Here is a 22,916-nt window from a genome sequence, read left to right as displayed (position 1 = left end):
AGAAGAGTTCATGTCCCCCATCATCCTCGGCGCCACCATATGGGCCACACGCGCGCGGGCCACATGCCGACCCGGACATCTCTCAATGACTTGCGGCTGGAAGTCGAGCGCCGGGTGAGCGAGGGTGCCCACCCGGCCAATGCTGTGTTCGCTCGAGAACGTGGTTCATCGCGTCATCGGGCCGAAATGGGCCAACCGTCAGCTGCAGCAGCAGCCACCCGTTCCACTCGCCATGGGCAAGGAGACACCGACCGTCTGATCTGCGGAGACTATCGCGTATCCGGCGTCGGCCACGGCTTGGGATACGGCCTGGGTAGTCGCGGTTCCGGTCGTTGTCATACTTCCTGCCTGCAAGTTGACTTCGACGCCGATCACGCCGGGCAATGCACCAACAGCGGCTTTCACGGATGAAACGCAATGCCCGCAGGTCATCCCCTGAACTTGGTATGTGGTGGCCGTCATCGTCTTAATCCTTTCGCCGAACGCCGTGGGGCGATCCCACACCAGAATCATATACCCCCGGTGGGTACATGATTCGAGTCGTCAGGTTTCTTCACGAGATCTTGACCTTGGCACCGAGGGAGCGAGGTGGGCGCCCCAGGACACGTTGCCCGAGGCTGGTCGATCGGGCTCGGAGAACCGCGGTTTTCGGACTGGCCCCTGAAAGCACCCTCTGCCGGTGCCCTACAGCGCCCATCATTTCCTGCTGCTCTGCGGAGCCGGCCCCGGTCACGGCTGACCGCCGAGCTGGAACGAGATTATCGATCGCGGTAATCCGTTAAGGTGACTCCCACCGCTCAGCGACCGGCCTCGATGTTCGACCGCGAGAAAGGGGAGAGACCGTCATGTCCTCAGGGATCGTGTCCGTGGCTCTGGTGGCGCTGTCTGTCGTTGCTCTCTTCTATGCACTCCACCGCGTGGCCAGCATTACCTCCGACCCGTTGACAGTCCTGCCGGCCCAATCCGGGTGGGCACCGCAGGAGCACGCCCTGTCGCGGTTCCACGCACGCTGGTACCTCGCCTCGATCGTGTTTCTGGCCTTCGACGTCGAGATGCTCTTTATGTACCCGTGGGCCGTGGTGGTGATCGAGAAGGGGCTCTCTGCGGTGGTGGAGATGTTCCTGTTCCTTGGTGCCCTGCTAGTCGCCGTGGCCTGGGCACGGCGAGAAGGCGCATTCCGATGGGCTTGAGCCCGTTTCTCGCCCGCCTCGCCGTCCAGGCCACCCGGGTGCTCGTCGTCGAGGCCCCGGGCCAGTGGGCGACTCGGATGGAGCTTGAGCAACAGCTACTCCGTCGCGGGTGGCGGATAGCCAGTAGTCCGGCTCAGGGGGACGTGCTCGTCGTGTGTGGTGCGCCGGGCCCTGAGCTGTCGGATCTGGCGAACCGCCTCTGGGAGCAGATGCCCGGCCCTCGGGTGCGCATCGGCATCGCCTCGCCCGGAGCGGTGGTTCCCGCCCTCGACAATGCCACTGCGCTCCTGCTCGACACTTCCCATCACCGGACCGACGCCCGCGAACGGGCGCAGGAGCCCTCGATGTCCGATCACGCGAACAATGCTGATGGCGAAGGGCACGAAGGGCACGTGGGTCACGAAGGACACGAGGAACACCAGGGCCACGGTGGACACTCGGACCACGAAGAGCACGCGGATCGCCAGGCGCACGAGGGCCACGAAGACCATGGCGGGCATGGTGGCCACGAGGGCCACGCAGACCACGGCGGGCACGAGGGCCATGAAGGCCACGGGGATATGGACATGGCTCCCGCCGGGATTCCCTTGGCCGAAGGCGGGGAGGACCGCGACGGCCTGGAGATGGATGTTCTCCATCTGCCGCTCGGTCCGGTATTGCCGTTCTGGCCGGCCGGGCTCGTGCTGCACTGCTCGCTACAGGGGGACGTTGTCGTCGACGCCACCGCCTCGGTGATCGACGCGACGGAGCACAGGGCCGGAGCACCCGGTCGGCCCACGGACCACGCGTCTGCCACGGTGACCCAATGTGATCAGGTCATGGCACTGCTGGCACTGGCCGGTGCCGAAGACCTGGCGGACTGCGCCCGCCGTGCCCGGGACGGGATTCTGACGGGCGATCCCGGTGCCGCCCGTGACGCCGTCGAGCGTCTGCACCGGAAGGTTCGCAGGTCGCGGCTGCTGCGCTGGTCATTGCGGGGCGTGCTGCCGCTCGGCCCGGCCGATCTGGAGCGCCACGGCTTGCCGGGGCACTGCCTCGGGGATGCCCACGACCGGTTGCTGGCCCAACTGGAACGGATCCGCGTCGAGGTCGGCGGCGCAACGCCGGACCGGGCGGATGGCGGCTCAGCGCAGGAATCTGCGGACAAACTAACTGTGCCGTGGGCGGTGGTGCCGGACCTGGTGACCGGTTTGGAGCTGGGCACTGTGCGCTTGGCGGTGGCGAGCCTTGATCTGGGCTCGCATCCTGCCGTCCGGGAGGTGGGGCATGTCTGAGACCGTGGTGACGACCGTGTCCGGTGGGTGGGCCGTGCTGGCCGGGGTGATCCTGTGTGGGCTGGCGTTGTTCGCGGTGGCGCTGGACGGGGTGCTCTCGTCGCCGGCGCGGGGCGGCGGTCGTGGCGGGCCCACTCCCCTGGCCCGTGCGGCCCGTCTGTTGCGGCAGCGTCGCCGCACGACGGTCGCCGCGGACACCCTGCTGTGGCGGATCGGCGGCGCGGGCATGCTGGTCGGGGCGTTCCTGATGATCGCCGTGATCCCGCTGGGCCGCTGGACACTGGCGGACCTCGACGTGGGAGTCGTGTGGTTCAACGCCGTCGACGTCATGGTGTGGGCCCTGGTCTGGCTGGCGGGGTGGGGCGCCAACTCCATCCACGGTCTGGTGGGCGGTTACCGCTTCCTCGCGCACGGGCTGGCCTATGAGCTGCCGCTGATGTTCGCATTGGTGGCCCCGGCGATCGCCGCCGGCAGTCTGGCGGTGGGCGACGTCGCGGCCGCGCAGGACGGCGTGTGGTTTGTGGTGTGGATGCCGGTGGCGTTCCTGGTCTTCCTGATCGGCGTGACCGGCTTCTCTGTATGGGGTCCATTCGCCCCGGCCCTGTCCGCGGACATCGTCGGCGGGGTGACGGCCGAACTCTCGGGGGTCGATCGGCTGGTCCTGCAGGCCGGGCGCTACCTGTTCCTCACCGCCGGGGCGGCGTTCTCGGTGCCGCTCTTCCTCGGCGGTGGTGCCGGGCCCGTCCTGCCCGACTGGGCGTGGGTGCTGGTCAAGACAGCGCTGGTGCTGACGGTTCTGGTGTGGGCGCGGCGCAAACTTCCGCTGCTGCGACCGGATCGGTTCATGGAGATCGGCTGGACTGTCTTGCTCCCGGCCGTCGTGGCCCAGGATCTGCTTGTGTCCCTCGTCGTGGTCTGGAAGGGCTGAGCCGTGCTGGTCGGGATCGTGTTCTGGGTACTCGCTGTGGTGGCGGTGACCGCGGGGACGGCCGTGTTCGTGGTGGACTCGATGGCCCGGGCCACCTACGCGCTGGCGGCATCGTTCATCGCCGTGGGGGTGATGATTTTGCTGCTGGGTCAGAGCTACCTGGGCATCATCACGATTCTGATGATGGTCATGGAGATGGCGGTGATGGCGGTCTACATGGTGATGTTCATGGGCATGAACCCGGCGCTGATGCCGATGGACATGACCCACGGTAAGAAGACCGCGATCGGCACCTCGGTCGGGGTCTTTGTGCTGCTGGCCGCCGGGGCGCTGCTGATCCCGTGGCCCGAGCGACGTGGCGCCCCACCCGAGGACCTCACCAACGCGCTGGGCCTGGAGATCATGGGCGAAAAGATGTTGGTGATGGCCGTGGTGGGCGCGGTCATGGTGGCCACCATCGTGGCCGGGATCGTCCTGGCCGCCGGGCGCACCCGCTACGACCGGCTCGGCGACGATCTGCGGCGCCGCCCGGCCGACGACCCCCAGCCGGGAGGTGTGGGTCGATGACCCTGGAGGCCGTTCTGGTGGTGGCCGCCGCCCTGTTCGCCGTCGGGCTCTACGGGGCCCTGTCCCAGCAGGTGGTGGTGATGGTGATGATGGGCCTGGAGTTGATGATCAACGGGGTGCTCCTGGCCGCCGCGGGGTTCTGGTGGTTCCTGGCCCCGGGCCCCTCCGGGCAGGTGCTGCTGCTGGTGGTGCTGGCGGCCATGACCGTGGAGATGGCCATGGGCTTTGCCGTGGCGACGCTGTTGCACCGCAAGCGGCAGACCGACATGACCGACATGGCCGAGGATCTCTCCGGATGACCGCCGACCAGACCTTGCTGCTGACCCTGGTGGTGCTCCCGGCTGCCGTGGGTGCGGTGCTCGCGCTGACCCGGGCGGAGCGGGTTGCGGCCCCGATCGCGGTATCGACCGCTGCCGTGACCGCGCTGCTGGCGGCTGTCGTCGCCGTTGCGCGGCCAGCGGTGGCGTTCCCGTTCATCGCCGGCGTCGACGTGGCATTGGAGGTCGACGCCCTGGCGGCGCTGACCCTGCCGATGGTCGCAGTGGTGACCCTTTTGGTGCTGGTTTTTGCGGCCGGCAACATCCGGGCGGCCCGGCCCCGCTTCCACGGGCTGATGCTGCTCTTCGCCGCCGCGGCCCTGATCACGGCCTCGGCCGCCAGCCTGCCAGCGCTGCTGTTTGCCTGGGAGTTGATGGGCGCGACCTCGTACGCGTTGATCGGGTTCTGGTGGCGGGACACCGACCGCGTCTCGGCCGGGCTCACGGCCTTCCTCACCACCCGTACCGCCGACCTGGGTCTCTACCTGGCCGCCGGCGCTGCCTTGGCCGGCGGCGCCGGTATGGGCCTGTCCGAGTTGCCGGCGGTGGAGAGCCCGTGGCGGCACGTGGTGGCGGCCGGGATCATGGTGGCGGCACTGGGCAAGGCCGCGCAGCTGCCGTTCTCGTTCTGGCTCTCCGGCGCGATGAAGGGCCCCAGTCCGGTCAGCGCACTGCTGCACTCGGCGGCGATGGTGGCAATGGGCGGTTACCTGCTGCTGCGCGTGGAGCCGCTGCTCGCCTCCACCGGGTGGGCGGGCCCGGCCGCCGCGTGGATCGGGCTACTGACCGCGGTGGCGATGGGGATCGTGGCGTTGGCCCAACGGGATCTCAAACAGTTGCTGGCGGCGTCCACTGTGGCGCAGATGGGATTTGTGGTGCTGGCCGCCGGAGTGGGCGCGGTGAGCGGAGGTGCCGCCCAACTGGTGGCTCATGCCTCCACCAAGGCACTGCTGTTCCTCGCTGCCGGGGCGTGGCTCACCGCGTTGGGCACCGAGAAGCTCACGGAACTGCGCGGGGCGGGCCGCCGATGGCCGGTGGTGGGCGTGACCGCGACCGTGGGAGCCCTGGCCCTGGCCGGGATCGCGCCGCTGTCCCTGTGGGCGACCAAAGACGCGGTGCTGGCTGGGGCCCTGGAGACCTCGGCCTGGCTCTACGCCACAGGACTGGTGGCGGCGGCCCTGTCGGCGGCCTACTCCGGCAAGGTCCTATGGACGATCTGGCACCGCGGGGCCCAGGCCCGGGTCGAGGAGCCCACCGCCGGGCGGGAGGTCGGCGCAACGCAAGAGCTCGGCACCGGGCAGGTGGGGGCGCTCGAGCAGGCCCCGCTGGTCGTGCTGGCCGCGGGGGCGGCCGCGGTGTCGGTGTTGGCGCTGCCCCCGCTCAGCGGCGCCCTCGCCCAGGCGATGGGCGGGCACGGCGAGGTGACGGCGCTCGAGCTCGTGGTCTCGGCCGCCATCGCCCTGGCCGTGGTGCTGCTGATGCGACGTCTACGCGCCCCGGAACTCGGGTGGGCCGAGCGGTGGCTGGGGCTGGAGGCTGCTGCGCACGTTGTCGTCGTCGTTCCCGTCATGCGGTTGGCGCACCTCCTGGCCCGGTTCGACGACGCGGTCCTGGACCGCGCCGTGACCTCCGTGGCCGGGGCCGTCCCGATGCTGGCACGGTCCGTGGCGCGGTTCGACGACGAGGTCCTCGACGCCGGAGTCGGAGCAGCCGCACGGGCCGCCCATACGGCCGGGCAGGGCGCGGCCCGCCTCGATGACGCCGTGGTCGACGGCGCCGTCGAGGGCCTGGCCGGTTGGGTTCGCCGACTCGGGCACCTGGCCCGCACCCCGCAGACCGGGGCCGTCCACCAGTACCTCCTGCAGGCCGTCGCGGTGCTCACCGTGGCCGTGGTGGCCTGGACCGTCTACGCAGTGATGGGATGAGCATGCTCAGTCTGATCGTCTTTCTCCCCTTGGCCGCCGCCGCCGTCCTGGCCGCGGTGCCGGCGATCGGGCCGGCGGCCGCGCGATGGGCGTGGATCGCGGTGAGCGTGCTGGAAGTGCTGCTGGTTGCCGTGGTGTGGGCCGGCTACAAGGACCCGGGACCGAACGGGCTGGCGTTCGAGGAGCAGGTGCCGTGGATCCCGGGGGTGGGCAGCAGTTACCACGTGGGCATCGACGGGCTGTCCCTGCCGCTGGTGGCGATGACGGTCGTGGTGTTCTTGGCGTGCGCTGTGTACTGCCTGCGGGATTCGGACCGGCCGCGCGTGCAGGCGGCGCTATTTTTGTTCCTGCAGAGCATGAGCCTCGGCGTGTTCGTTTCGGCCGACCTGATCCTGTTCTTCGTCTTTTTTGACCTGTCGATCGTGGGAATGTACTTCATCATCGCCGGGTGGGGCCACGGCAATGCGGCCCGGTCGGCGCTGAAATTCTTCCTCTACACGTTCCTGGGGTCGCTGGCCCTGCTGCTGGGTTTCATCGGGCTGTATGTGTTCTCGGCGCCCCACACCTTTGACATCCCCGAGCTGGTCGCCGCACCCCCGCTGGCCGGTGAGCCGCTCGCCGGGGGGCTGGTGCTGGCGGCGATCCTGGTGGGCTTGGCCGTCAAGACCCCCACCGTGCCGTTCCACACCTGGCTTCCCCCGGCCCACACCGACGCCCCGGCCGCCGGCTCGGCCGTCCTGGCGGGGGTGTTGCTGAAGATGGGCGCGTACGGCTTCGTGCGGATCGCCATGCCGATGCTGCCCGAGGTCTGGCGGGCGTGGGCCTGGGTGATCGTGGCTGTGGGAATCGTCTCCGTGCTCTACGGCGCACTGGTGGCGCTTGCCCAGACCGACCTCAAGCGGATGATCGCCTACACCTCCGTCAACCACATGGGCTACATCGTCCTGGCCCTGGGTGCGGCCGGGCTGCTGGTGGAGGGTGCCGAGCAGGCCCGGTCCGTGGCGGTCACCGGCGCGATGGTGCAGATGGTCAGCCACGGACTGATCACCGCCGCCCTGTTCTTGCTGGCCGGGGTCATGCAGAGCCGGGCCGGGACCTACGACCTGGGTTCCTATGGCGGGCTGGCCGGCCCCGCCCCGCGGTACGCGGCGCTGTTCGCGATCGGCGCCTTTGCCTCCCTGGGCCTGCCCGGGTTCTCCGGGTTCATAGCCGAGTTCCAGATCTTCGCCGGCAGCGTGGCCGTGGCCCCGGTGACCGCAGTGGCGCTAGTGGGCATCGTGATCACCGCCGCCCTGTTCCTGCGGGCCCTGCAGCGGGTCTTCACCGGGCCCGCCGCCGGGCGCTCCCCCGGGTTCGCGGACCTGCGGGCGCACGAGCTGTGGTCGGCCGGCCCTCTGCTGGCGCTGTCCGTGCTGATCGGAGTGCTGCCGCTGGTGCTGCTCGGGGTGATCGAGCCGAGCTCGGCCGCCCTCGTGGAACTGGTGGGACGGTAACCCGTGGACGCCTCCATGCAGATGAGCCCCGGGCTGCTGCTGCCCGAGATCATCGTCTTTACCGGCGGATTGGCGGTGCTACTGGGCGGATCGTTCCTCCCCCGGCAGCGCCAGTGGATCGCCCGCGCCGCGGCCGCCCTGGCGCTACTGGGCGCCGCGACCGCCGCCGCGGTGGCTATGGCCGGGCCTGCGCAAAGCGCCTTTGCGGGTACCTTTGCCGTGGACACCGCCACCGGCGCCGCACGGGTGATAGCCACCCTGGCCACCCTGCTGATCCTGGGGGTGGCCTCCGGGGAGCTCAAGGACTCCCCGCGCGAATCCGACACCTACGCCCTGCTGCTCTTCGCCACCGCCGGGGTGATGGTCCTGGCCGGGATCACCGACCTGTTGGTGCTGATCGTGGGATTCCTGCTGGCCAGCATCCCGCTGTACGGGATCATCGGACTCACCGGCGGCCGCTTGGGCGCCGAGGCGGCGGTCAAGACCTACCTCATGGGGGCGCTGTCCGGGATCCTGCTGATGCTGGGCGTCACCGTGCTCTATGCCCTGGCCGGAGGCACCGACTACGCCCTGCTCCGGGAGGCGTTGCCCACCGCACCGGACGCCGCCGTGGGGACAGGCATCCTGGGGGTGCTGGCCGGGCTGCTGTTCAAGGCCGGCGGGGTGCCGATGCACTTCTGGGTGCCCGACGCCGCCCAGGGCTCCGGGGTCACCGCCGCCACGTTCCTGACCACCGTGCCCAAGGTGGGCGCGCTGGTGGCCGTGTACCGGTTGGTGGCCACGGTCTCCGCCGAAGAGCACTCCTGGTTGCTCGTCGCCGCCCTACTGGCCACCGCCTCGATGTTCCTGGGCAACCTGGCCGCCTACTGGCAGACCGATCCCCGCCGGCTACTGGGCTGGTCGACCGTGGCGCAGGTGGGGTTCCTGCTGGTGCCCGTGGCCGCAGCCGGGCGCAGCGACCTGGCCCTGCCCTCGCTGTTGTTCTACCTGGCCGCCTACGCCGTGACCAACGTCGCCGCCTTTGCCGTGACCGCTGCCCTGCCCGAGCACCGGACGCTCGCCGAATACCGCGGGCTGGCCCGCTCCCGCCCAAGGTTGGGACTGACCGTGCTGGTGGCGCTGCTGGGGCTGGTGGGCACCCCGCCCCTGGCGATCTTCGTGGGCAAACTGACCACCGCCACCGCCGCCTGGGACGGCGGTCACGGGTGGCTGGCTCTGGTGGTGGTGGTCAACAGCGTGATCAGCCTCTTCTACTACCTGCGCTGGTTCGCCCCCGTCTTCGCCCGACCCGACTCCCAAGCCGCCGAGTTCCCCGGACGCGGCGGGATGGCCGCCTGGCCGGCCGTCACGGCCGCGGTCGCCGCGACCGCGAGCCTGGCGCTGGGCGTCCTGGCCGGTGTCCTGTGGGCTGCCCTCGACGGCCCCGGGATCCTGTAGGGCTGGGAGCGGCAGCCTTCCCCAGCCGGAAGGGGCGTCGAGTAGGTGCGGGAGGGAGCCGGGGGCCGTACAGGAGAGCCCGCTTATAGGAGAGAACCCCCTAGATCGTCGGTTGTCGCCGTAGGACCTAAGTCGCACACCCAGTCGAGCAACGACTACAGCGGCGCCGCGGGTTCAGCCAATGGCGCTGAGGAGGTCGCTGCAGGCCTTTTCGCAACGACGGCAGGCGTCAGCACACAGCTTGCAGTGCTCGTGCATGTCGGCGTGAGCCTCGCAGTCTTCGGCGCAAGTAGCGCACGCGGCACGGCAGGCCTTGAGCAACTCGGTGACCACGGTCAGGTTGCTGCCCGTTCGGCGACTCAGGACGGAAGCGGTGGCGACGCAGACATCGGCGCAGTCGAGATTGGTACGGATGCAGTTCCGCAGGTCGGCAACCGCCTCTTCTGCCAAGCAGGCGTCCGCGCCGTGCGGGGAATCAAGGTAGGTCCGGTGCCAGCGACGCATGAATCGTGGCCCCAGGCCGGGGAAGAAACCGGCCGGTAGCTGTTCAACGTGCAACTGCGCGGTCGCGCCGAGATCAGCGATCGTGGCGTACCGCAGCACGAGATCGTCCTCCGTCGCCGGTCCCGGCCGTGGGCAAGGCGCCGTCCGCGCACGGTAGAGCAGGCGGTAGCGCCACGTCGGTCGACACATAAGCTGACTCCCTTCTTCGGTCAAATCAGACCGGGCCCGGCCACTTGCGCGCCGGAAATGCCGGCTCGGTTAGTGGGAGAGCGGCCAGAGCTCGGAAACTCGACAGTGAAACTTGCATCTCGGCCGGGCCCGTCACTGTGCGCTCGAATGTTCCCGCCGTGGGCTTCGACGAGTGCGCGAGTGATGGTCAGGCCGATACCGCTGCCGCCACTGGGGCGCTCAGTCCTCGTAGACGAAGGACACGGACCATTCGCCGTTGAGGATCGACGGCTCACCGGCTTTGTCATAGAAGATCGGGACCGACCGGATGGCTAGGCCCTCGATGGGGCCATGCTCTGGGGTGCTCACCGGAATGAGTAGCTCGCCGGCACCGCCAGCCTCGACGATGTACTCGTTGGTACCGCCCTGACGCACCTCGTAGACGTTCATCGTCGACTCGCGCAGCTCGGTGGACAATCGGACGGTCAGTGTGTGCTCGCTGCGCACCACGAATTCGGGCACCGGGTTGGTGAAGGAGTTGCCGTCCAGGTCGGTCGCGGTGAAGGGCAGAGCCTTGACGGTGCTGCGGTCGGTGGCCACGGTGATCTCCGACAGCACACCGAACCGGGCTTCCGACCCCTTCCACGCCCCCAGGATGGCGGCGATCATGATGATCATCCACGCCAGGATCGCCCAGGTGGCCGGGCGGACACGGCGGCCGGTCAGTTCGGATTCATTGCGGGAGCTCACAGTTTCGTTCTGCCGATCTCTTCGTAGTCGGACTCAGGGAGCCACCGGCTTCCCCGAGGTGCCGCGAACGGTTCCACCTAGCCCAGTGTGGTTACCCGGCTCGCCTCGCACGGTGCCAAAAAGCGTCTCCTGCCCGAGTCGGACCGGGGCGATAGCCGGCCCCGTTTCTTTCATTTCGCGGAGTTGGATGCTGCGCTTTCTAAAGCAGATATCGAGGCTGCGAAGTGCTCCTCAACCGTTCAGTTCAGGCCAGCATAGGAGTGCAGACCGGAGACCACGATGTTGATAAAGAACAGATTGAAGATGAGCACCGCAAACCCGGCGAGGTTGATCCAAGCGGCCTTCTTGGGGCCCCAGCCACTGGTGGCGCGGGCGTGCAGATAGCCGGCGTAAAGGACCCAAGAGACGAAGGAGGCAGTCTCTTTGGGGTCCCAGCCCCAGAAGCGACCCCACGCGCCCTCGGCCCAGACAGCGCCCAGCAGGATGCCCACGCTGTAGATCGGGAATGCGATCACAGCGGTGCGATAGGCCAGTCGGTCGAGAGTGTCGGCATGCGGTAGTGGGCGGGAAAGCCCAGAGCTCCAGCCCGTTTCCTGACCCTGCGGTTGCCACACCCGGATCAGGTACATGATCGAGGCGACGCCGGATATCAGCAGTATGGCCGATCCCAGCGAGATGATCGAGACGTGGATGGGCAGCCAGTACGACTGCAGTGCCGGCACGACGGGAGAGGCTTCGGAATACAGGTTGGTGCCGCCGAAAAACAGCAGGATCAGAACCGGTACCAGTACGAATGGCCAGGCCACCTGTAGGGCCGGCTTGCGCAGGAAAATCAGCCCGGCGCCCACTCCCAGCAGCGTGGTGGCCAGAATGAACTCGTACATGTTGCCCCACGGGAAGCGACCTGTGGCCACCCCGCGCAGGATCAGCGCAGCCGCTTGGAAGAGGAAGGCGATGATGATGAATAGCTGTGCGATCCGTGCCCAGCGGACACTGCCTGCGGACTCACGGTCCTCGTCTCCGGTGTCGGTGAGAGAGGTTGATTCTGTGAGCCCGGGCCCACCGGCACCCACTAGGTTCCGGCTTGATTTAGTCACCTTGGCTACCCGGAATCCGGCGTAGTAGATCAACGATGCGACAAGCGCCAGCACGTATAGACCGAACGCGGACCTATACGCCAGGTCGCTGTAGGTGGAGAGCGTCTCGTTGACAGGCAGTCCCTGCGCGAGAATTACAGTGTTCACCGGATGTTGTCCTTCCACGAAGCGTCGGGGTCGGCGCCTCGACTAGATGCAGTGTCGCTAGGTTCGGGCAAGACGGGTGTAGCAGTAGCAATGGTGGCCAGCCGGTCCCGGAGGTCGTCGAATTCCCGGCCCCAGCCCGATCTGTCCGTCTTAGCGAGGCCACCCAGGTCGACGCGGGTCGCCTGGGCCCCGTCGACAATGACCCGTGCCCAGATCCTTCGGCGACGGACCATCAACGACAGGACGAGTCCACCCACCATGACGGCAGCGAACACGCCCACCCAGATCTGAGTAGGGTCCTCCGAGACCTGGATGTTGATGAACTCGTCGGCTCCATCGAAGCGAACCTCGGTGCCATCGGGCAGGGTCGTGGATTCGCCGGGCATGAGGTTGACGCGGGCCCTACGCTCCAACGCGCCCGACTCCATTAGGTCGGGGTCCAGCGAGAAGATCGACTGTGCGCCGCCATTGTCCAGGCCGGCGTTGCCCTGGTAGACGTCGATCGCCACCGCCGGGTCGTCCATCCGCGGGAAACGGGAGCTGAGTATGTTGCCGTCGAACGAGGCGGTCGGTGCGAACAGCCCCTGGATGGCGATCTGCTGCTCAAGGCGATCGTCGATGTCCGGGTACATGCCGGCTGGCGGATCAAAGCGCATGATGCCGGAGGAGAGAAAAGTCAACAGGTCCGTCGGTTGCCACTGCACTGTGTCTGTACGGGTCTCGCCGTTGGGGAACGTGACCGTGAACGTGGGCGCGAAGCCGTGACCTTGGAGGTAAACACGAGTACCGCCGATGCGCAGCGGGTGGTTGACCTGCAACGTGTAGGGATCCCATGTGTCTGGATCGGTGGTAGTGACCTCCTCACTGAAGCGAATGTTGGAGGTGAACATCTCCGCCTGGCCATTGGGTAGATAGTCGGTACGGAAGTCTTCGACCTTGATACAGAACGGCGCCAAGTCAGTGCCGTCTACCAGCAGACCTGCCCGGAACGAGTCGTACGCACTAGGCGTGGTGTTGCAGAAGGCCGGCGCTTCCTCGTTGGCGATGATCACCCGCATGCCCTCCGCGTACACGAACTTGCCGGCCGCGAACGCGATCAGCAGGAACAGCAAGCCGAAGTGGAATACGATGTTGCCCACCTCGCGCGCATACCCGCGCTCCGCGGACAACTCGATGCTGCCCGACACGCGACCGTCCCCGTTGTTGCGACGGACCCGCCAGCCCTTGAGGCTCTTTTGGACCTGGTCCGCGGCCTGCTCCGGCGTGGCCGTGGTCCGGTACGCCGCATGATGCGGCAGGCGCGCAAGGTTACGCGGGGCGAGCGGCGGCCGGGCCTTGAGTTGTTTGACCAGATCAATCGACCGCGGTGTCAGGCAGCCCACCAGCGATATAAACAGCAACACGTACACGGCTGTGAACCACCAGCTGGAGAACACGTCGAACAGCTGGAGCTTGTCGAAGAACTCCCCCAGCCAGCCGTTGTCCGCGATGTACTGATTGACGTTTCCCTGGTTGAGGCTGCGCTGCGGCAGGAGTGCCCCCGGTATCGCCGCCACTGCCAGCAGAAATAGCAGAATCAATGCCGTGCGCATCGCGGTGAGAGTGCGCCATGAGTTCCGCAGGAACGCGGTGACCGGAGCCATCCTAGGCACTGATATGAGTCCCCTCTGCCGTTCCCGGTGCGACGAACCAGAACGAGGGGCAGCTTCGGTGGGGCGTCACCGGCTTCATAGCATCATCAGCACCGCTGTAGCACGCATAGTCACATCTGGAGATTGTCCTTCGCCGACCCCATTGATTCGGTGGGGGTTTGATGAAGGTCTGATCAAGATCAAGCATGCGATAGGCGCCAGTGGCAGACCTACGACGATGATTGAGGCCTTATGTTCACATCCGATTCTCGAGACGCCGGACCTGAAGGTGAGTCACCGACCACGCGCGCGACCACAGGGCTGCGGGCGATGGTCATCGAAGATGAGCGTGAGCTCGCCGATCTCATCGGTACCTATCTGACCCGCGAGGGCTTCGACATCACGATCGTTCACGACGGGCAGGATGCAGTCGACCTGATCCGGCAGATTGATCCCGACGTCGTCGTGCTAGACCTCGGCCTTCCGCGACTGGACGGCGTCGAAGTGTGCCGCCAGTTGCGCACCTTTTCCGATGCGTATGTCGTCATGCTCACCGCCCGCACCGAGGAGGTCGACACCCTCATCGGACTGTCCGTGGGAGCCGACGACTACATGACCAAACCGTTCAGCCCACGAGAGCTCATGGCCCGCATCCAAGTCATGCTGCGCCGTCCTCGATCGTCTACAGCCTTACGCTCCCCGTCCGCGGCCTCCGAACGCAGAGAGCTGCGAAGGATTGGGGCACTGGCGATCGACGTCGAAGGCCGCGCGGTCACCGTCGACACCACCCCGGTTCAGTTGACCAGGACCGAGTTCGACCTCTTGGCGGCACTGACGCGAGACCCCGGCTTGGTGCTGTCCCGGACGCAGTTGATCAGTGCCATCTGGGGGCCTGACTGGGTCGGCGACACGCACCTGATTGATGTCCACATCGCGCACCTCAGACGCAAGCTCGGAGACACTGCGTCCCGGGGCGCGTACATCCGCACCGTCCGCGGTGTCGGCTACCGCACCGGAGATGGTCAGTGAGCCGGATCGATCTGGGTGACAACGTGACGCGCCTCAAGCGGTGGTTCACCACTGCCACCTTCGGTACCCGGCTACTGGCGGCGCTCGCTTTTGTGATGATCGGTTTCGCAGTCAGTGCCTGGGTCGTCGCCGCAATACTTGCCCCCGGGATCTTCCACGAGCATCTGGAGATGGCCGGACTGTCACAGAACTCCTCCGAAGCAGCCCATATGGAGGAGGCATTCAACTCGTCAATGATGCTGTCTTGGTCGATCGCACTGGCGGTATCGGTGATCTTGTCGCTGGCTGTCAGCGGCTACATCGCCCGCCGCGTTCAACGATCGATCACCCCGGTCACCCGATCAGTCCAGCAGATCTCCGGTGGACAATACGACTCACGAGTGCACGAGCCGAGAATAGGTCGTGAATTCGACGATCTTGTCGTCAGCTTCAACGAACTGGCACGACGACTAGATGCCACCGAAACCACACGCCGACGGATGCTTTCAGATCTCGCACACGAGTTGCGGACTCCCCTGGCCACGCTCGAATCCCACCTTGAGGCGATCGAAGACGGTGTCCGTGCACTCGACGACGACACGCTGCGCATTCTGCGTACCGCGACTGGTCGGCTAGGCCGGCTCGCTCACGATGTCAGCGCAGTGTCCCGAGCCGAAGAACACCTCACGCGTCTCATCCCCATCGGTACCGACACTCGCAGCATTATCGCGGCCGCGATCGAAGCCCTGCGCCCCGAGTACTCGCACAAGAATGTGATGCTCCAAGCGCGTATTGATCAGGCAATACCGATCACTGTCGACAGTGATCGAATCAACCAGGTCCTGACCAACCTTTTGCACAACGCGCTCCGCCACACCGATTCAGGTGGGATGGTCACCGTCACCAGTCGCCTACACGAGGGGAACGTGGAGATCACTATCGCCGACACTGGAGAAGGCATCGCAGCGCAGCACCTCGACCACATTTTTGACCGCTTCTACCGCGTCGACACCGCACGCGACCGGGCACACGGAGGAAGCGGCATCGGACTCACCATCACCCGTGCACTCGTCGAAGCCCACGAAGGCCATATCCGCGTTCACAGTGACGGGCTCGGCCGCGGCGCCCGATTCACGATCTCCTTACCGCAGACCCCGGCTCATTCCAAGGGCTGACTCAGTTGGTCGCGATACCGTTTTGCCGGAGCCACTCGATGGGGTCGGCGCGCTCCCGTCCCTCGTTCAACCACACCTCGAAGTGCAAGTGTGAACCGGTGGAAAAGCCACGACTTCCCATGAGGGCAATCGTCTGTCCAGCCTGTATACGCTGGCCCGTGGACACGAGAACCTCTTCCATGTGTCCATAAACGGTCATCGTGCCCTCATCCGACAGCAGTCGGACCCAATTGCCGAACCCTTGCGCCGGGCCGGCATCGATGACGGTCCCGTCAGTGGCCGCCACGATCGGGGTTCCGATCGCGTTTGCGATATCGATGCCGCCGTGGAGCGAGCCCCAGCGTTGGCCGAACTCAGACGTGAGGGTCCCGACTGTCGGCATCGCTGCTGTTGGACGGCGCGCGGTCTCCTCGGCAACTTGTCGGCGAGCGTCGATTTCGGTGCCTGCCGCCAATGACGACACCATGGCGGCAGCGCTCTCCAGCGGGAGGTCGCCTTGCACCGCAACGGGCCCAGGCAGTTCAGCCGGGGGAAGGGCTATGTCTCCAGACTGGCCAGCAGGACTGATCGACTCCTCGTGCGCGATGAGGTGAATGTGCTCACCACCAGCTTCTGCGTGCTGGTCCACTAGAAAACTTATCGAGGACACGATGGCCCCGGCGGCGACCGTGACGACGACGACCTGATCATGTAACTCGGGCCGGGCGGAGGGTTGGCGATGCGTACCGCCACCTCGAGGGCGACCAGAACTCGCCCAGATGTCGACAGTTAAAGGGTGTGCCTTGCGGCGTGCACGTCTTCGCTCCACTGTCGCCGTGTCTCCCCTGCCGCTATACCGTGATGGTTTCGTGATGTGACTTTTGCTCGAACTTAGACGAGCAGAGTCCGCCGTCGCAAGAAGTGGGGGCCTCGTCACCCGTGTCGAAGAACGACCGGGAGCGGCCCCCACCAGCGTGCATCGTGCCTAGAGTCTCCCTCTGACCACAGCCTCTGGCAGCGTTCATCAAGCTGCCTGTTGCGAGTGTCAGGGACTACGTGGGCGACATGGGAAGGCCTTCGGAAGCTGGACGTCCTGACAGGCTTCACCCAGGTTCACCCCAACTGGCCGCGCACCAAATCAGCACCGCGTCAGCGACCGTCACGTCCGGGATCTTGATCAGACCTTCATCAAACCCCGACCGAATCAAGAGGTCAGCACAGCACAATCTCCAGATGTGACAGTGCGTGCGGCATTGGGGGACAAGTGGGGCGGGTCGCCAGCCGCCTCCCACCACGAAGAAGTGGACGAGCAGCTCGAGAAAGGGAAAGTGTCGCGATCACAAGATTTACAGATTTCCGGACGATTGTTGTTGCTCGCACGAGCGGTGGCCTTGTTGACGGTCAGCGCCCTCGGACTTCTCTTCACTTCGGCAGGGGTGCTGGTCCAGGACGGCACCAGTCTGGACGTCCACAGCTCGGCCGCCATCGCCCTTCATGTCCTCACCGGCGTGCTGGCTCTGGTTCTAGGGTGGCGCGCGTGGGCTACGCGGCGAGGTCGCTGGGCTGCAGTCGTCGCCCTCGTCCTGTTCGGGGCCACGTTCGCCCAAGCGAGCTTAGGGGGCAGTTCGACCTTGGCATTCCACATCGGCGTAGCACTGGTGCTCACGGTCCTGTGTACGTGGCTGGCCGCCTGGACTTTCGGTAGATCACTATACGAGGAGATCGAATGAGACTGCGCAGGACACTCACCGCCTCCGGCTCCACCGCCGCCCTGCTCCTAGCTGTGGGCTGCGCCGGGAACGACACGGGCGCGCCAGAACAGGCAGAGCAGCTCCAGACGGGCGAGAGAGCCGAGAAACAGGTCACGATGGCCGAGGTCCAGCAGAACGATTCGACCGACTCGTGTTGGACCGTGATCGAGAACATCGTCTACGACCTCACCGCGTGGGTCGACCAACACCCGGGCGGGCCGGACCGGATCGAGCAGCTGTGCGGCACAGACGGGACAGAGAGTTTCACCGACCAGCACAGTGGAGCGTCCCAGCCACAATCGCGGCTCGCCGAGTTCCAGATCGGCCAGCTCGCCGGGTGACCCGGCAGATATGCTTCCGATCCGCTCTGTGCGTCCCGGTCGGAGGCATGTGCCGGGCCCCGCTCCGGGGCCGCGCGCGTGGACTCAGCGAGGCCGTGAACGGGTTCGATTCGCTCCCCCCGCGACCTCTGCGGAAGACGAGAGCGCACCTCGCGAGCGTGACATGACAACACGACAGAAGAACCGTGGGCCGCAATCGGTGGTACTGCCAGCAGTCGACCTCAGGATGGGCGGGGTTACCCGAAATCAACCGCAGTCAACGCCTTCCCGGCGGTGGCTAAATAGTCACCCCGTCGGCCGTGCGCTTGGTCGAATGGTGTCGTCATTGGGCGCAGGAATACTGCTGTACACCAGTTTCCCGCCTCTATCCTTGTGGTTTCTCGCCCCGGCCGGTCTTGCCATTTTGGTCCTGTCGATCCGAGGGATCAGCGTGCGCGGCGCATTCGGATTGGGATACCTGGCTGGTCTCGGGTTCTTCGTACCTTTACTGCCCTGGGTGGGGGTTTATGTCGGCGCTGTCCCCTGGCTAGCATTAGCGGCGCTACAGGCCGTGGCAGTCGCTGTCTGCGCTGGGGCCACCGCACTGGTGGCGCGGCTGCCCGGGGCTGCACTGTGGATCGCGTGCTGCTGGGTGGCCACCGAAGCCGTTCGAGCGCGCCTGCCCTTCGGTGGGTTTCCCTGGGGCCGGCTGGCGTTCGGTCAGACTGATGGACCATTGCTGGCGATCGCTCAGATCGCTGGGGCGCCAGGGGTGAGCCTGTCCGTTGCACTGGTGGGCAGTGCAACTGCTGCAGTGGTCGTCGGACTTGCTCGGCGCTCCGCCTGGCGCTCGGTGTTGCTACTCGGGGCGGTGCTTGTGACCGCCTCTGCACTCGGCTCGATACCCGTCTCTACCGCACCAATCACCACCCCCTCTAAAACGGTTGCCCTAGTCCAGGGCAACGTGCCCCGACTCGGTCTGGATTTCAACGCGCAACGGCGCGCTGTACTGGACAATCATGTGGCTCGTACCGACGCTCTCGCCGCCGAGGTCGCAGCGGGGGTGAAGCCCGCACCGGATCTGGTGATCTGGCCGGAGAACGCATCAGACATCGACCCGTTTCGCAATGCCGACGCTGCAGAACAGATCGATGCGGCCACAGAGGCGATCGGCGCTCCGATCCTTGTGGGGGCGGTGGTGTCCACTGGCTCCGGTACCACCCGAAATACAGCGCTGGTGTGGGAGCAAGGAACAGGACCTGGCGATGCGCACGACAAAAGACGCCTGGTTCCATTTGGTGAATATCTGCCAATGCGATCGATCGTGAGCAAGCTCTCGCCTTATGCCGCGCAGGCGGGCAACTTCGTGCCCGGTAACGGCGATGGTGTGGTGACCATCGATGAGACACCGCTCGCTGTGGCCACCTGTTATGAGGTCGCGTTCGATGATCTGGTGGCCGAGTCGGTTCGGTCGGGGGCGCAGTTGATCGCGGTACCAACGAACAATGCAACCTTCGGCGATACCGACATGACCTATCAGCAGCTGGCGATGTCGCGGCTGCGCGCTGTCGAACACAACCGCACGGTGGTGGTAGCGGCCACCAGCGGTGTCAGCGCGATTATCGCGGCGAATGGCGATGTCCTCGAGCAGACCGAAATGTTCACTGCCGATGCCCTCGTCGCACAGGTCCCGCTCAATACCGAGTTCACACTTGCCACCCGATTACGTTCAATTCCTGAACTCATCATCACGGTCACCGCAGTATTCGCGATGCTGGTGGGGTGGATTGCTAGCCGCCGTCGGCGGGGCTGAGATCCCCGGCCATGAGTGCGCGCCGATATCGGGAGCGGACCCGTCGTCGGCCGGGCCGGCTGCAGGCGCTCAACGTGAGCATGTCGGGCAGGGCGCCGAGGGCGAGAAATTGATGAGCTCCCGCGAGGTAAGGGCGAGAGCCAGCTCGAGGATTGGACTCAGTAATCGAGCCTATTTCTCGGACGTAGACGCCGTCGGCGTTCAGCCTCAAATCTGGTGCCGTAGCGATCACGAACGGTCATCGTTACGAGGCGGTCATGGGCCACTGCCTCCGTGGCCGCATCCACCTCAGCAATATGACCGGATACGACATCAGGATCGATATCCCTGTCACCAGGTCCCACAGCACCGTCGCCTAGGCTGCCTTGCTTGTCGTTGCCCTGGCTACGTTGGCGGCGCCGCTCCCGGATTTCACTCCACAGAAAGTAGCCAAGCCCAATTGGCGCTAGAACTCCGAATGCAAGCCATTGAAGCCCATAGGACAGGTACGAACCCGCCTCGACTTCCGGTATCGGAGTTGGCTCGAGTGATCCTGGTTGACCTCCGGGGAGCTGGAGATGATAGCCAGCAAGATCGAGATCCAGAACCCGACCGATCGTCGAGGTTTCAATGGAGCGCACCATGTGACGATCGTGCAGAACTATCGGTTCGGCCGGGGTGTCGGTGGGCATTCTGAGCCTGGCGGTGATGGTCACTGGATCGGCTACCGCGGCCGGGTAGGTCGGCACCGTGTTGTTCTCGCCAACGCGAACCCATCCACGATTAATAAGCAGATCATCGCCGCCCTCGGTCCGAAATGCGGTGAGAACTTGGTAAACCTGTTCCCCGTCGACAGCTTGCTGCCGCAAGAGCACTTCGTCTTCGGGCAGATAGCGACCGGTTACTGTGACCCGATGCCACTCGGATTCGTCCAACGGCGCGTCCCGCGCCGTCAATTCCGTCAACGGCACTGGATCGGCTTCGACGCTGTGAAGAAGTTGGGAATTGCGCGTCTTCAAATCCTCGTTCTTGCCTAACTGCCATGGCGCCAACAGTGTGAAGCACGTATAGACGAACAGTGCGACGGCGATGAAGGAAATCAACCACCCCGGCGTCATCACGCGAAAGACCCTCTGCACGCCGTTCACGGTAGGCGGTGATGGCAAGACGGTCGGCATCGGGGCCCTCCTGTCGGCACCAGCTCCGGCGATCATTAATCGTGCCCGCCTCCCGCCACTGTCGGCAGGGATGGTTCCGATCCGGCGAGATCAGCGTGTTGCGTGCCGAATTGTGGCATCCGGGCCTGGATCGGAAGTGTCGAGCAGCAGGTCGTTGTCTACGTCCTCAGATGACGACGCCGTTCGCGGCCAACCATGACACCGAGTCGATCCACTGGCCGGCGGGATTCTGTACGCCGAAGTGCACATGCGGACCAGTCGAGTAGCCACGGTTACCGACTTCACCGATCACCTGGCCGGCGGTGACCTGCTGGCCTTCGGTGACGTAGTTGGCATTGTTGTGGCCATACTCCAAGAGATAGCCGTCATCGGTCTTGATGCGAATCCATAACCCATAACCGGAAGCGGGGCCGGAGGCCACGACCGTGCCGGACTTGGCTGCATACAAGGGTGTGCCGATCGGCGCAGCGATGTCGGTGCCATTGTGGTTAGCGCCCCACCGCGAGCCGAAGCCAGAGGTGATCGTTCCATCAGTCGGCCTGTGAGCTTGGCTGGCGACCGAAAACGCCGAAGACGACGACTGAGCAGTGTCGAATCCGAGCGCCTGGCTCAGCCCGGGGGCCTGACTTGCATACTGGCGGACCGCGTCAGCTCCGATGCCATAGCGGGCGGCAGCCTCTTCGACCATCTGTCCGACGTGCTCGGGATCAGACGATTGGGCAGCGGCCACAGGGGCGACACTAAGCGCCGCGCCACCGGCGATTGCGGCGCCAGCCAGCGTGGTGGCGGCGATCCGGCCCACTCCCCTGGATCGGTTGGCGCGATGACGCCCACCAGCAGAGATGCGGTGGCCCACACCAAGCGAGTCCATGAGATCGGCGAACGGAACGCTCTTGGAGGAGCTCGACATGATTGATTCCTTCAACTTAAGCGATGGTCGCAGCTTCATACCGACGACCACTGGAGACTCCCGAAAAGGTAACAGTTGCATATCGTCCTGTCACGGAGAGTTTCCTGAGAATCCAGAAATCAGCAGTTCATACGCCATTTGTTATTCATCTACGGCATCGCCCGACCGTTACCCCGACGTGATTTTTGGTTCGAACGCGGGCCGGCCGGAGCCACCCCGCAATCGTCCCGGGTGACTAAACCGCGATCAACGCAAGCAGGATCAAGGTCCTTACTCCTGCCCCCTCCTCGTACCCGCCGCACGTGTGATGTCGATCGCTGCTGCCGCAGACTCATCGGGACAGTCGGTCTCCACCTGCACAGTAGAAAAGAAAAAGCCGTACCGATCCTGAAGCAAGTTGGAGGCGGATTGGAGAACGATCTGCGGATCGGCGCTTGCGGAGGTGCGCAGGTGGCCGGAGAACACGAAACGTCCACTGGTTAGTGCCCAAGCATGGGCATGATGGACGTCTTCCACCCCATCTATCGCTGCCAGGTCTTCAGTCACGTCAGACAGGTAGACCTCGTCGGGTGTGCCCTCCATGAGCAGATGGGTGGCGTCGCGCAGGATGCTCCAGCTTGCCCATACAAGCACGAAGCCGAACGCCAAACCGAGCAGCGGATCGATCAGCAAGAACCCGGTGAACTTGATCACTAGTGCGGTGACGATGATGAGCAGGCTGCCGACGAAGGTCTGGATGATGTGCCACAACGCGCCACGAACGTTCATGTCGCTGCGGCTTTGTTTCCAGATCAGGCTCAGGGCAACGATTTCGGTAAGCAAGCCTCCCGCGGCTGCCCACAGCATGGGCGTCGTGGGCAGGTCAACCGGAGCATTCATGCGCATGGCAGCCATCACGATCACCACCATCGCCATGATTAGCAGGAAACCGCCATTGACCAGCGCGCCTACGATCTCGGCGCGGTACCAGCCAAAGCTGCGATTTTCGTCTGCGGGGCGGCGGGCGAGTCGAGCAGCGAAGATGGCGACTAGGACACCACCGACCGCCGAGAAGGTGTGAAAAGCGTCCGAGATCACCGCAACCGAGCCGGTCCACAGCCCGATCGCCAACTCGATGACGAAGTAGATTCCCGTCAGCCAAGCCGAGATAGCCATGCCCCACCCACGAGCCTGCACCTGCCCGTGTCCACCATGCCCATGCGCCATGGGGGTCTCCTTTTTTGCACTCGGAATCCGGTTCTCGTGTCAGCTGCACACTGTGCATCGGTCTCGCGGTGCCCACAGCTTCTCTTGGGAATCTTGATCAGACCTTCATCGAACCCCGACCGAACCAATGGGGTAGGGGCGGCACAATCGTCCGGTGTGACTGTGCATG

At 65.5% G+C, this 22,916-nt stretch carries 23 protein-coding genes and 1 pseudogene; 13 read left to right on the top strand and 11 right to left on the bottom strand.

Annotated features, from left to right (window positions below; translation table 11 throughout):
- Nucleotides 1-198: 198 nt before the first annotated feature.
- The gene (locus Q2K20_RS05555; protein ID WP_235027278.1) at nucleotides 199-432 is read right to left on the bottom strand and encodes a heavy-metal-associated domain-containing protein; all 234 of its coding nucleotides are present in this window, start codon (nucleotides 430-432) and stop codon (nucleotides 199-201) included.
- Nucleotides 433-845: 413 nt separating this feature from the next.
- Here Q2K20_RS05555 and Q2K20_RS05550 point away from each other — a divergent pair, with 413 nt between their 5' ends.
- The gene (locus Q2K20_RS05550) at nucleotides 846-1,190 is read left to right on the top strand and encodes an NADH-quinone oxidoreductase subunit A (protein WP_007626392.1); all 345 of its coding nucleotides are present in this window, start codon (nucleotides 846-848) and stop codon (nucleotides 1,188-1,190) included.
- Between the two features lie 95 nt (nucleotides 1,191-1,285).
- On the opposite strand, the gene Q2K20_RS05545 is transcribed toward Q2K20_RS05550, so the two are convergent.
- A complete protein-coding gene (locus Q2K20_RS05545; protein ID WP_187352317.1) occupies nucleotides 1,286-1,735 on the bottom strand; it encodes a hypothetical protein in 450 nt (149 codons plus the stop codon).
- Between the two features lie 21 nt (nucleotides 1,736-1,756).
- On the opposite strand from Q2K20_RS05545, the gene Q2K20_RS05540 reads away from it, so the two are divergent.
- From Q2K20_RS05540 to Q2K20_RS05510, 7 genes are read left to right on the top strand one after another with little or no spacing between them, the layout of a single operon-like run.
- Nucleotides 1,757-2,464, top strand: a complete 708-nt coding sequence (locus Q2K20_RS05540; RefSeq protein ID WP_223210110.1) for a hypothetical protein — start codon at nucleotides 1,757-1,759, stop codon at nucleotides 2,462-2,464.
- Entirely contained in the window at nucleotides 2,457-3,392 is a 936-nt protein-coding gene (locus Q2K20_RS05535; protein ID WP_017836399.1) for a complex I subunit 1 family protein, read from the top strand. The genes Q2K20_RS05540 and Q2K20_RS05535 overlap by 8 nt, the downstream gene beginning before the upstream one ends.
- A gap of 3 nt (nucleotides 3,393-3,395) precedes the next feature.
- Nucleotides 3,396-3,959, top strand: a complete 564-nt coding sequence (locus tag Q2K20_RS05530; protein WP_064257203.1) for an NADH-quinone oxidoreductase subunit J — start codon at nucleotides 3,396-3,398, stop codon at nucleotides 3,957-3,959.
- Complete coding sequence (locus Q2K20_RS05525) at nucleotides 3,956-4,258, top strand: NADH-quinone oxidoreductase subunit NuoK (protein ID WP_017836397.1); 303 nt, start codon at nucleotides 3,956-3,958, stop codon at nucleotides 4,256-4,258. The genes Q2K20_RS05530 and Q2K20_RS05525 overlap by 4 nt, the downstream gene beginning before the upstream one ends.
- Nucleotides 4,255-6,201 (top strand): NADH-quinone oxidoreductase subunit L, encoded by a 1,947-nt coding sequence (locus Q2K20_RS05520; protein WP_317176719.1) that lies wholly within the window; start codon nucleotides 4,255-4,257, stop codon nucleotides 6,199-6,201. Before Q2K20_RS05525 ends, Q2K20_RS05520 begins: the two co-directional genes overlap by 4 nt.
- Before the next feature lie 2 nt (nucleotides 6,202-6,203).
- Nucleotides 6,204-7,694, top strand: coding sequence for a NuoM family protein (locus tag Q2K20_RS05515; RefSeq protein ID WP_007626381.1), 1,491 nt, complete (start codon nucleotides 6,204-6,206; stop codon nucleotides 7,692-7,694).
- A gap of 15 nt (nucleotides 7,695-7,709) precedes the next feature.
- Nucleotides 7,710-9,131, top strand: coding sequence for an NADH-quinone oxidoreductase subunit N (locus tag Q2K20_RS05510; protein WP_007626380.1), 1,422 nt, complete (start codon nucleotides 7,710-7,712; stop codon nucleotides 9,129-9,131).
- A 174-nt stretch (nucleotides 9,132-9,305) separates the two neighbouring features.
- Here the strand turns inward: Q2K20_RS05510 and Q2K20_RS05505 are convergent, their stop codons facing one another.
- The 5 genes and pseudogenes from Q2K20_RS05505 to Q2K20_RS05485 all read right to left on the bottom strand — a co-directional run bounded on the left by Q2K20_RS05505 (nucleotide 9,306) and on the right by Q2K20_RS05485 (nucleotide 13,440).
- Nucleotides 9,306-9,734 carry a four-helix bundle copper-binding protein gene (locus Q2K20_RS05505; RefSeq protein WP_007626378.1) on the bottom strand — a complete coding sequence of 143 codons (429 nt, stop codon included), beginning with the start codon at nucleotides 9,732-9,734 and terminating at the stop codon, nucleotides 9,306-9,308.
- 110 nt (nucleotides 9,735-9,844) lie between these two features.
- Nucleotides 9,845-10,045 (bottom strand): annotated as a pseudogene (locus tag Q2K20_RS05500) (ATP-binding protein); the annotation flags it as partial.
- Complete coding sequence (locus tag Q2K20_RS05495) at nucleotides 10,044-10,553, bottom strand: DUF2771 family protein (protein WP_007626376.1); 510 nt, start codon at nucleotides 10,551-10,553, stop codon at nucleotides 10,044-10,046. The pseudogene Q2K20_RS05500 and the gene Q2K20_RS05495, both read right to left, overlap by 2 nt.
- A gap of 239 nt (nucleotides 10,554-10,792) precedes the next feature.
- On the bottom strand, nucleotides 10,793-11,797 hold the full coding sequence (ccsB, locus tag Q2K20_RS05490) for a c-type cytochrome biogenesis protein CcsB (RefSeq protein ID WP_017836393.1): 1,005 nt from the start codon (nucleotides 11,795-11,797) through the stop codon (nucleotides 10,793-10,795).
- The gene (locus Q2K20_RS05485; RefSeq protein ID WP_096907181.1) at nucleotides 11,794-13,440 is read right to left on the bottom strand and encodes a cytochrome c biogenesis protein ResB; all 1,647 of its coding nucleotides are present in this window, start codon (nucleotides 13,438-13,440) and stop codon (nucleotides 11,794-11,796) included. Before Q2K20_RS05485 ends, ccsB begins: the two co-directional genes overlap by 4 nt.
- Before the next feature lie 318 nt (nucleotides 13,441-13,758).
- On the opposite strand from Q2K20_RS05485, the gene Q2K20_RS05480 reads away from it, so the two are divergent.
- The gene (locus Q2K20_RS05480; RefSeq protein ID WP_096907180.1) at nucleotides 13,759-14,457 is read left to right on the top strand and encodes a response regulator transcription factor; all 699 of its coding nucleotides are present in this window, start codon (nucleotides 13,759-13,761) and stop codon (nucleotides 14,455-14,457) included.
- A complete protein-coding gene (locus tag Q2K20_RS05475) occupies nucleotides 14,454-15,611 on the top strand; it encodes a sensor histidine kinase (protein ID WP_119192606.1) in 1,158 nt (385 codons plus the stop codon). The genes Q2K20_RS05480 and Q2K20_RS05475 overlap by 4 nt, the downstream gene beginning before the upstream one ends.
- A 1-nt stretch (nucleotide 15,612) precedes the next feature.
- Here the strand turns inward: Q2K20_RS05475 and Q2K20_RS05470 are convergent, their stop codons facing one another.
- Nucleotides 15,613-16,239, bottom strand: coding sequence for a M23 family metallopeptidase (locus Q2K20_RS05470; protein WP_154828158.1), 627 nt, complete (start codon nucleotides 16,237-16,239; stop codon nucleotides 15,613-15,615).
- 652 nt (nucleotides 16,240-16,891) lie between these two features.
- On the opposite strand from Q2K20_RS05470, the gene Q2K20_RS05465 reads away from it, so the two are divergent.
- From Q2K20_RS05465 to lnt, 3 genes are all read left to right on the top strand, one after another.
- Complete coding sequence (locus Q2K20_RS05465; protein ID WP_244200922.1) at nucleotides 16,892-17,320, top strand: hypothetical protein; 429 nt, start codon at nucleotides 16,892-16,894, stop codon at nucleotides 17,318-17,320.
- Entirely contained in the window at nucleotides 17,317-17,682 is a 366-nt protein-coding gene (locus Q2K20_RS05460) for a cytochrome b5 domain-containing protein (RefSeq protein WP_017836387.1), read from the top strand. Before Q2K20_RS05465 ends, Q2K20_RS05460 begins: the two co-directional genes overlap by 4 nt.
- Nucleotides 17,683-17,995: 313 nt before the next feature.
- On the top strand, nucleotides 17,996-19,474 hold the full coding sequence (lnt, locus tag Q2K20_RS05455) for an apolipoprotein N-acyltransferase (protein ID WP_269529591.1): 1,479 nt from the start codon (nucleotides 17,996-17,998) through the stop codon (nucleotides 19,472-19,474).
- Between the two features lie 158 nt (nucleotides 19,475-19,632).
- Here lnt and Q2K20_RS05450 read toward each other — a convergent pair whose 3' ends face one another.
- From Q2K20_RS05450 to Q2K20_RS05440, 3 genes are all read right to left on the bottom strand, one after another.
- Nucleotides 19,633-20,631, bottom strand: a complete 999-nt coding sequence (locus tag Q2K20_RS05450) for an SURF1 family protein (protein ID WP_269529592.1) — start codon at nucleotides 20,629-20,631, stop codon at nucleotides 19,633-19,635.
- A 166-nt stretch (nucleotides 20,632-20,797) separates the two neighbouring features.
- A complete protein-coding gene (locus Q2K20_RS05445) occupies nucleotides 20,798-21,541 on the bottom strand; it encodes a M23 family metallopeptidase (RefSeq protein WP_081615259.1) in 744 nt (247 codons plus the stop codon).
- A gap of 270 nt (nucleotides 21,542-21,811) precedes the next feature.
- Nucleotides 21,812-22,747: a cation diffusion facilitator family transporter gene (locus tag Q2K20_RS05440; RefSeq protein ID WP_095719382.1), complete on the bottom strand. Its 936-nt coding sequence runs from the start codon at nucleotides 22,745-22,747 to the stop codon at nucleotides 21,812-21,814.
- Nucleotides 22,748-22,916: the final 169 nt, after the last annotated feature.

Source organism: Dietzia sp. IN118 (assembly GCF_032905965.1).
Classification (GTDB): Bacteria; Actinomycetota; Actinomycetes; order Mycobacteriales; family Mycobacteriaceae; genus Dietzia; species Dietzia kunjamensis.
The sequence above is the reverse complement of the archived record's forward strand: the minus strand, read 5'-3'. Positions and strand labels throughout refer to the sequence as shown.

Excerpts from the sequence above, each read along its gene's own strand:
- Q2K20_RS05555 (WP_235027278.1), bottom strand. The coding sequence starts at position 432 with ATGACCTGCGGGCATTGCGTTTCATCCGTGAAAGCCGCTGTTGGTGCA.
- Q2K20_RS05550 (WP_007626392.1), top strand. The coding sequence starts at position 846 with ATGTCCTCAGGGATCGTGTCCGTGGCTCTGGTGGCGCTGTCTGTCGTT.
- Q2K20_RS05545 (WP_187352317.1), bottom strand. The coding sequence starts at position 1,735 with ATGGCCCTCGTGCCCGCCGTGGTCTGCGTGGCCCTCGTGGCCACCATG.
- Q2K20_RS05540 (WP_223210110.1), top strand. The coding sequence starts at position 1,757 with ATGGCTCCCGCCGGGATTCCCTTGGCCGAAGGCGGGGAGGACCGCGAC.
- Q2K20_RS05535 (WP_017836399.1), top strand. The coding sequence starts at position 2,457 with ATGTCTGAGACCGTGGTGACGACCGTGTCCGGTGGGTGGGCCGTGCTG.
- Q2K20_RS05525 (WP_017836397.1), top strand. The coding sequence starts at position 3,956 with ATGACCCTGGAGGCCGTTCTGGTGGTGGCCGCCGCCCTGTTCGCCGTC.
- Q2K20_RS05520 (WP_317176719.1), top strand. The coding sequence starts at position 4,255 with ATGACCGCCGACCAGACCTTGCTGCTGACCCTGGTGGTGCTCCCGGCT.
- Q2K20_RS05515 (WP_007626381.1), top strand. The coding sequence starts at position 6,204 with ATGCTCAGTCTGATCGTCTTTCTCCCCTTGGCCGCCGCCGCCGTCCTG.
- Q2K20_RS05510 (WP_007626380.1), top strand. The coding sequence starts at position 7,710 with ATGCAGATGAGCCCCGGGCTGCTGCTGCCCGAGATCATCGTCTTTACC.
- Q2K20_RS05485 (WP_096907181.1), bottom strand. The coding sequence starts at position 13,440 with ATGGCTCCGGTCACCGCGTTCCTGCGGAACTCATGGCGCACTCTCACC.
- Q2K20_RS05480 (WP_096907180.1), top strand. The coding sequence starts at position 13,759 with ATGGTCATCGAAGATGAGCGTGAGCTCGCCGATCTCATCGGTACCTAT.
- Q2K20_RS05460 (WP_017836387.1), top strand. The coding sequence starts at position 17,317 with ATGAGACTGCGCAGGACACTCACCGCCTCCGGCTCCACCGCCGCCCTG.
- lnt (WP_269529591.1), top strand. The coding sequence starts at position 17,996 with ATGGTGTCGTCATTGGGCGCAGGAATACTGCTGTACACCAGTTTCCCG.
- Q2K20_RS05450 (WP_269529592.1), bottom strand. The coding sequence starts at position 20,631 with ATGCCGACCGTCTTGCCATCACCGCCTACCGTGAACGGCGTGCAGAGG.
- Q2K20_RS05445 (WP_081615259.1), bottom strand. The coding sequence starts at position 21,541 with ATGTCGAGCTCCTCCAAGAGCGTTCCGTTCGCCGATCTCATGGACTCG.
- Q2K20_RS05440 (WP_095719382.1), bottom strand. The coding sequence starts at position 22,747 with ATGGCGCATGGGCATGGTGGACACGGGCAGGTGCAGGCTCGTGGGTGG.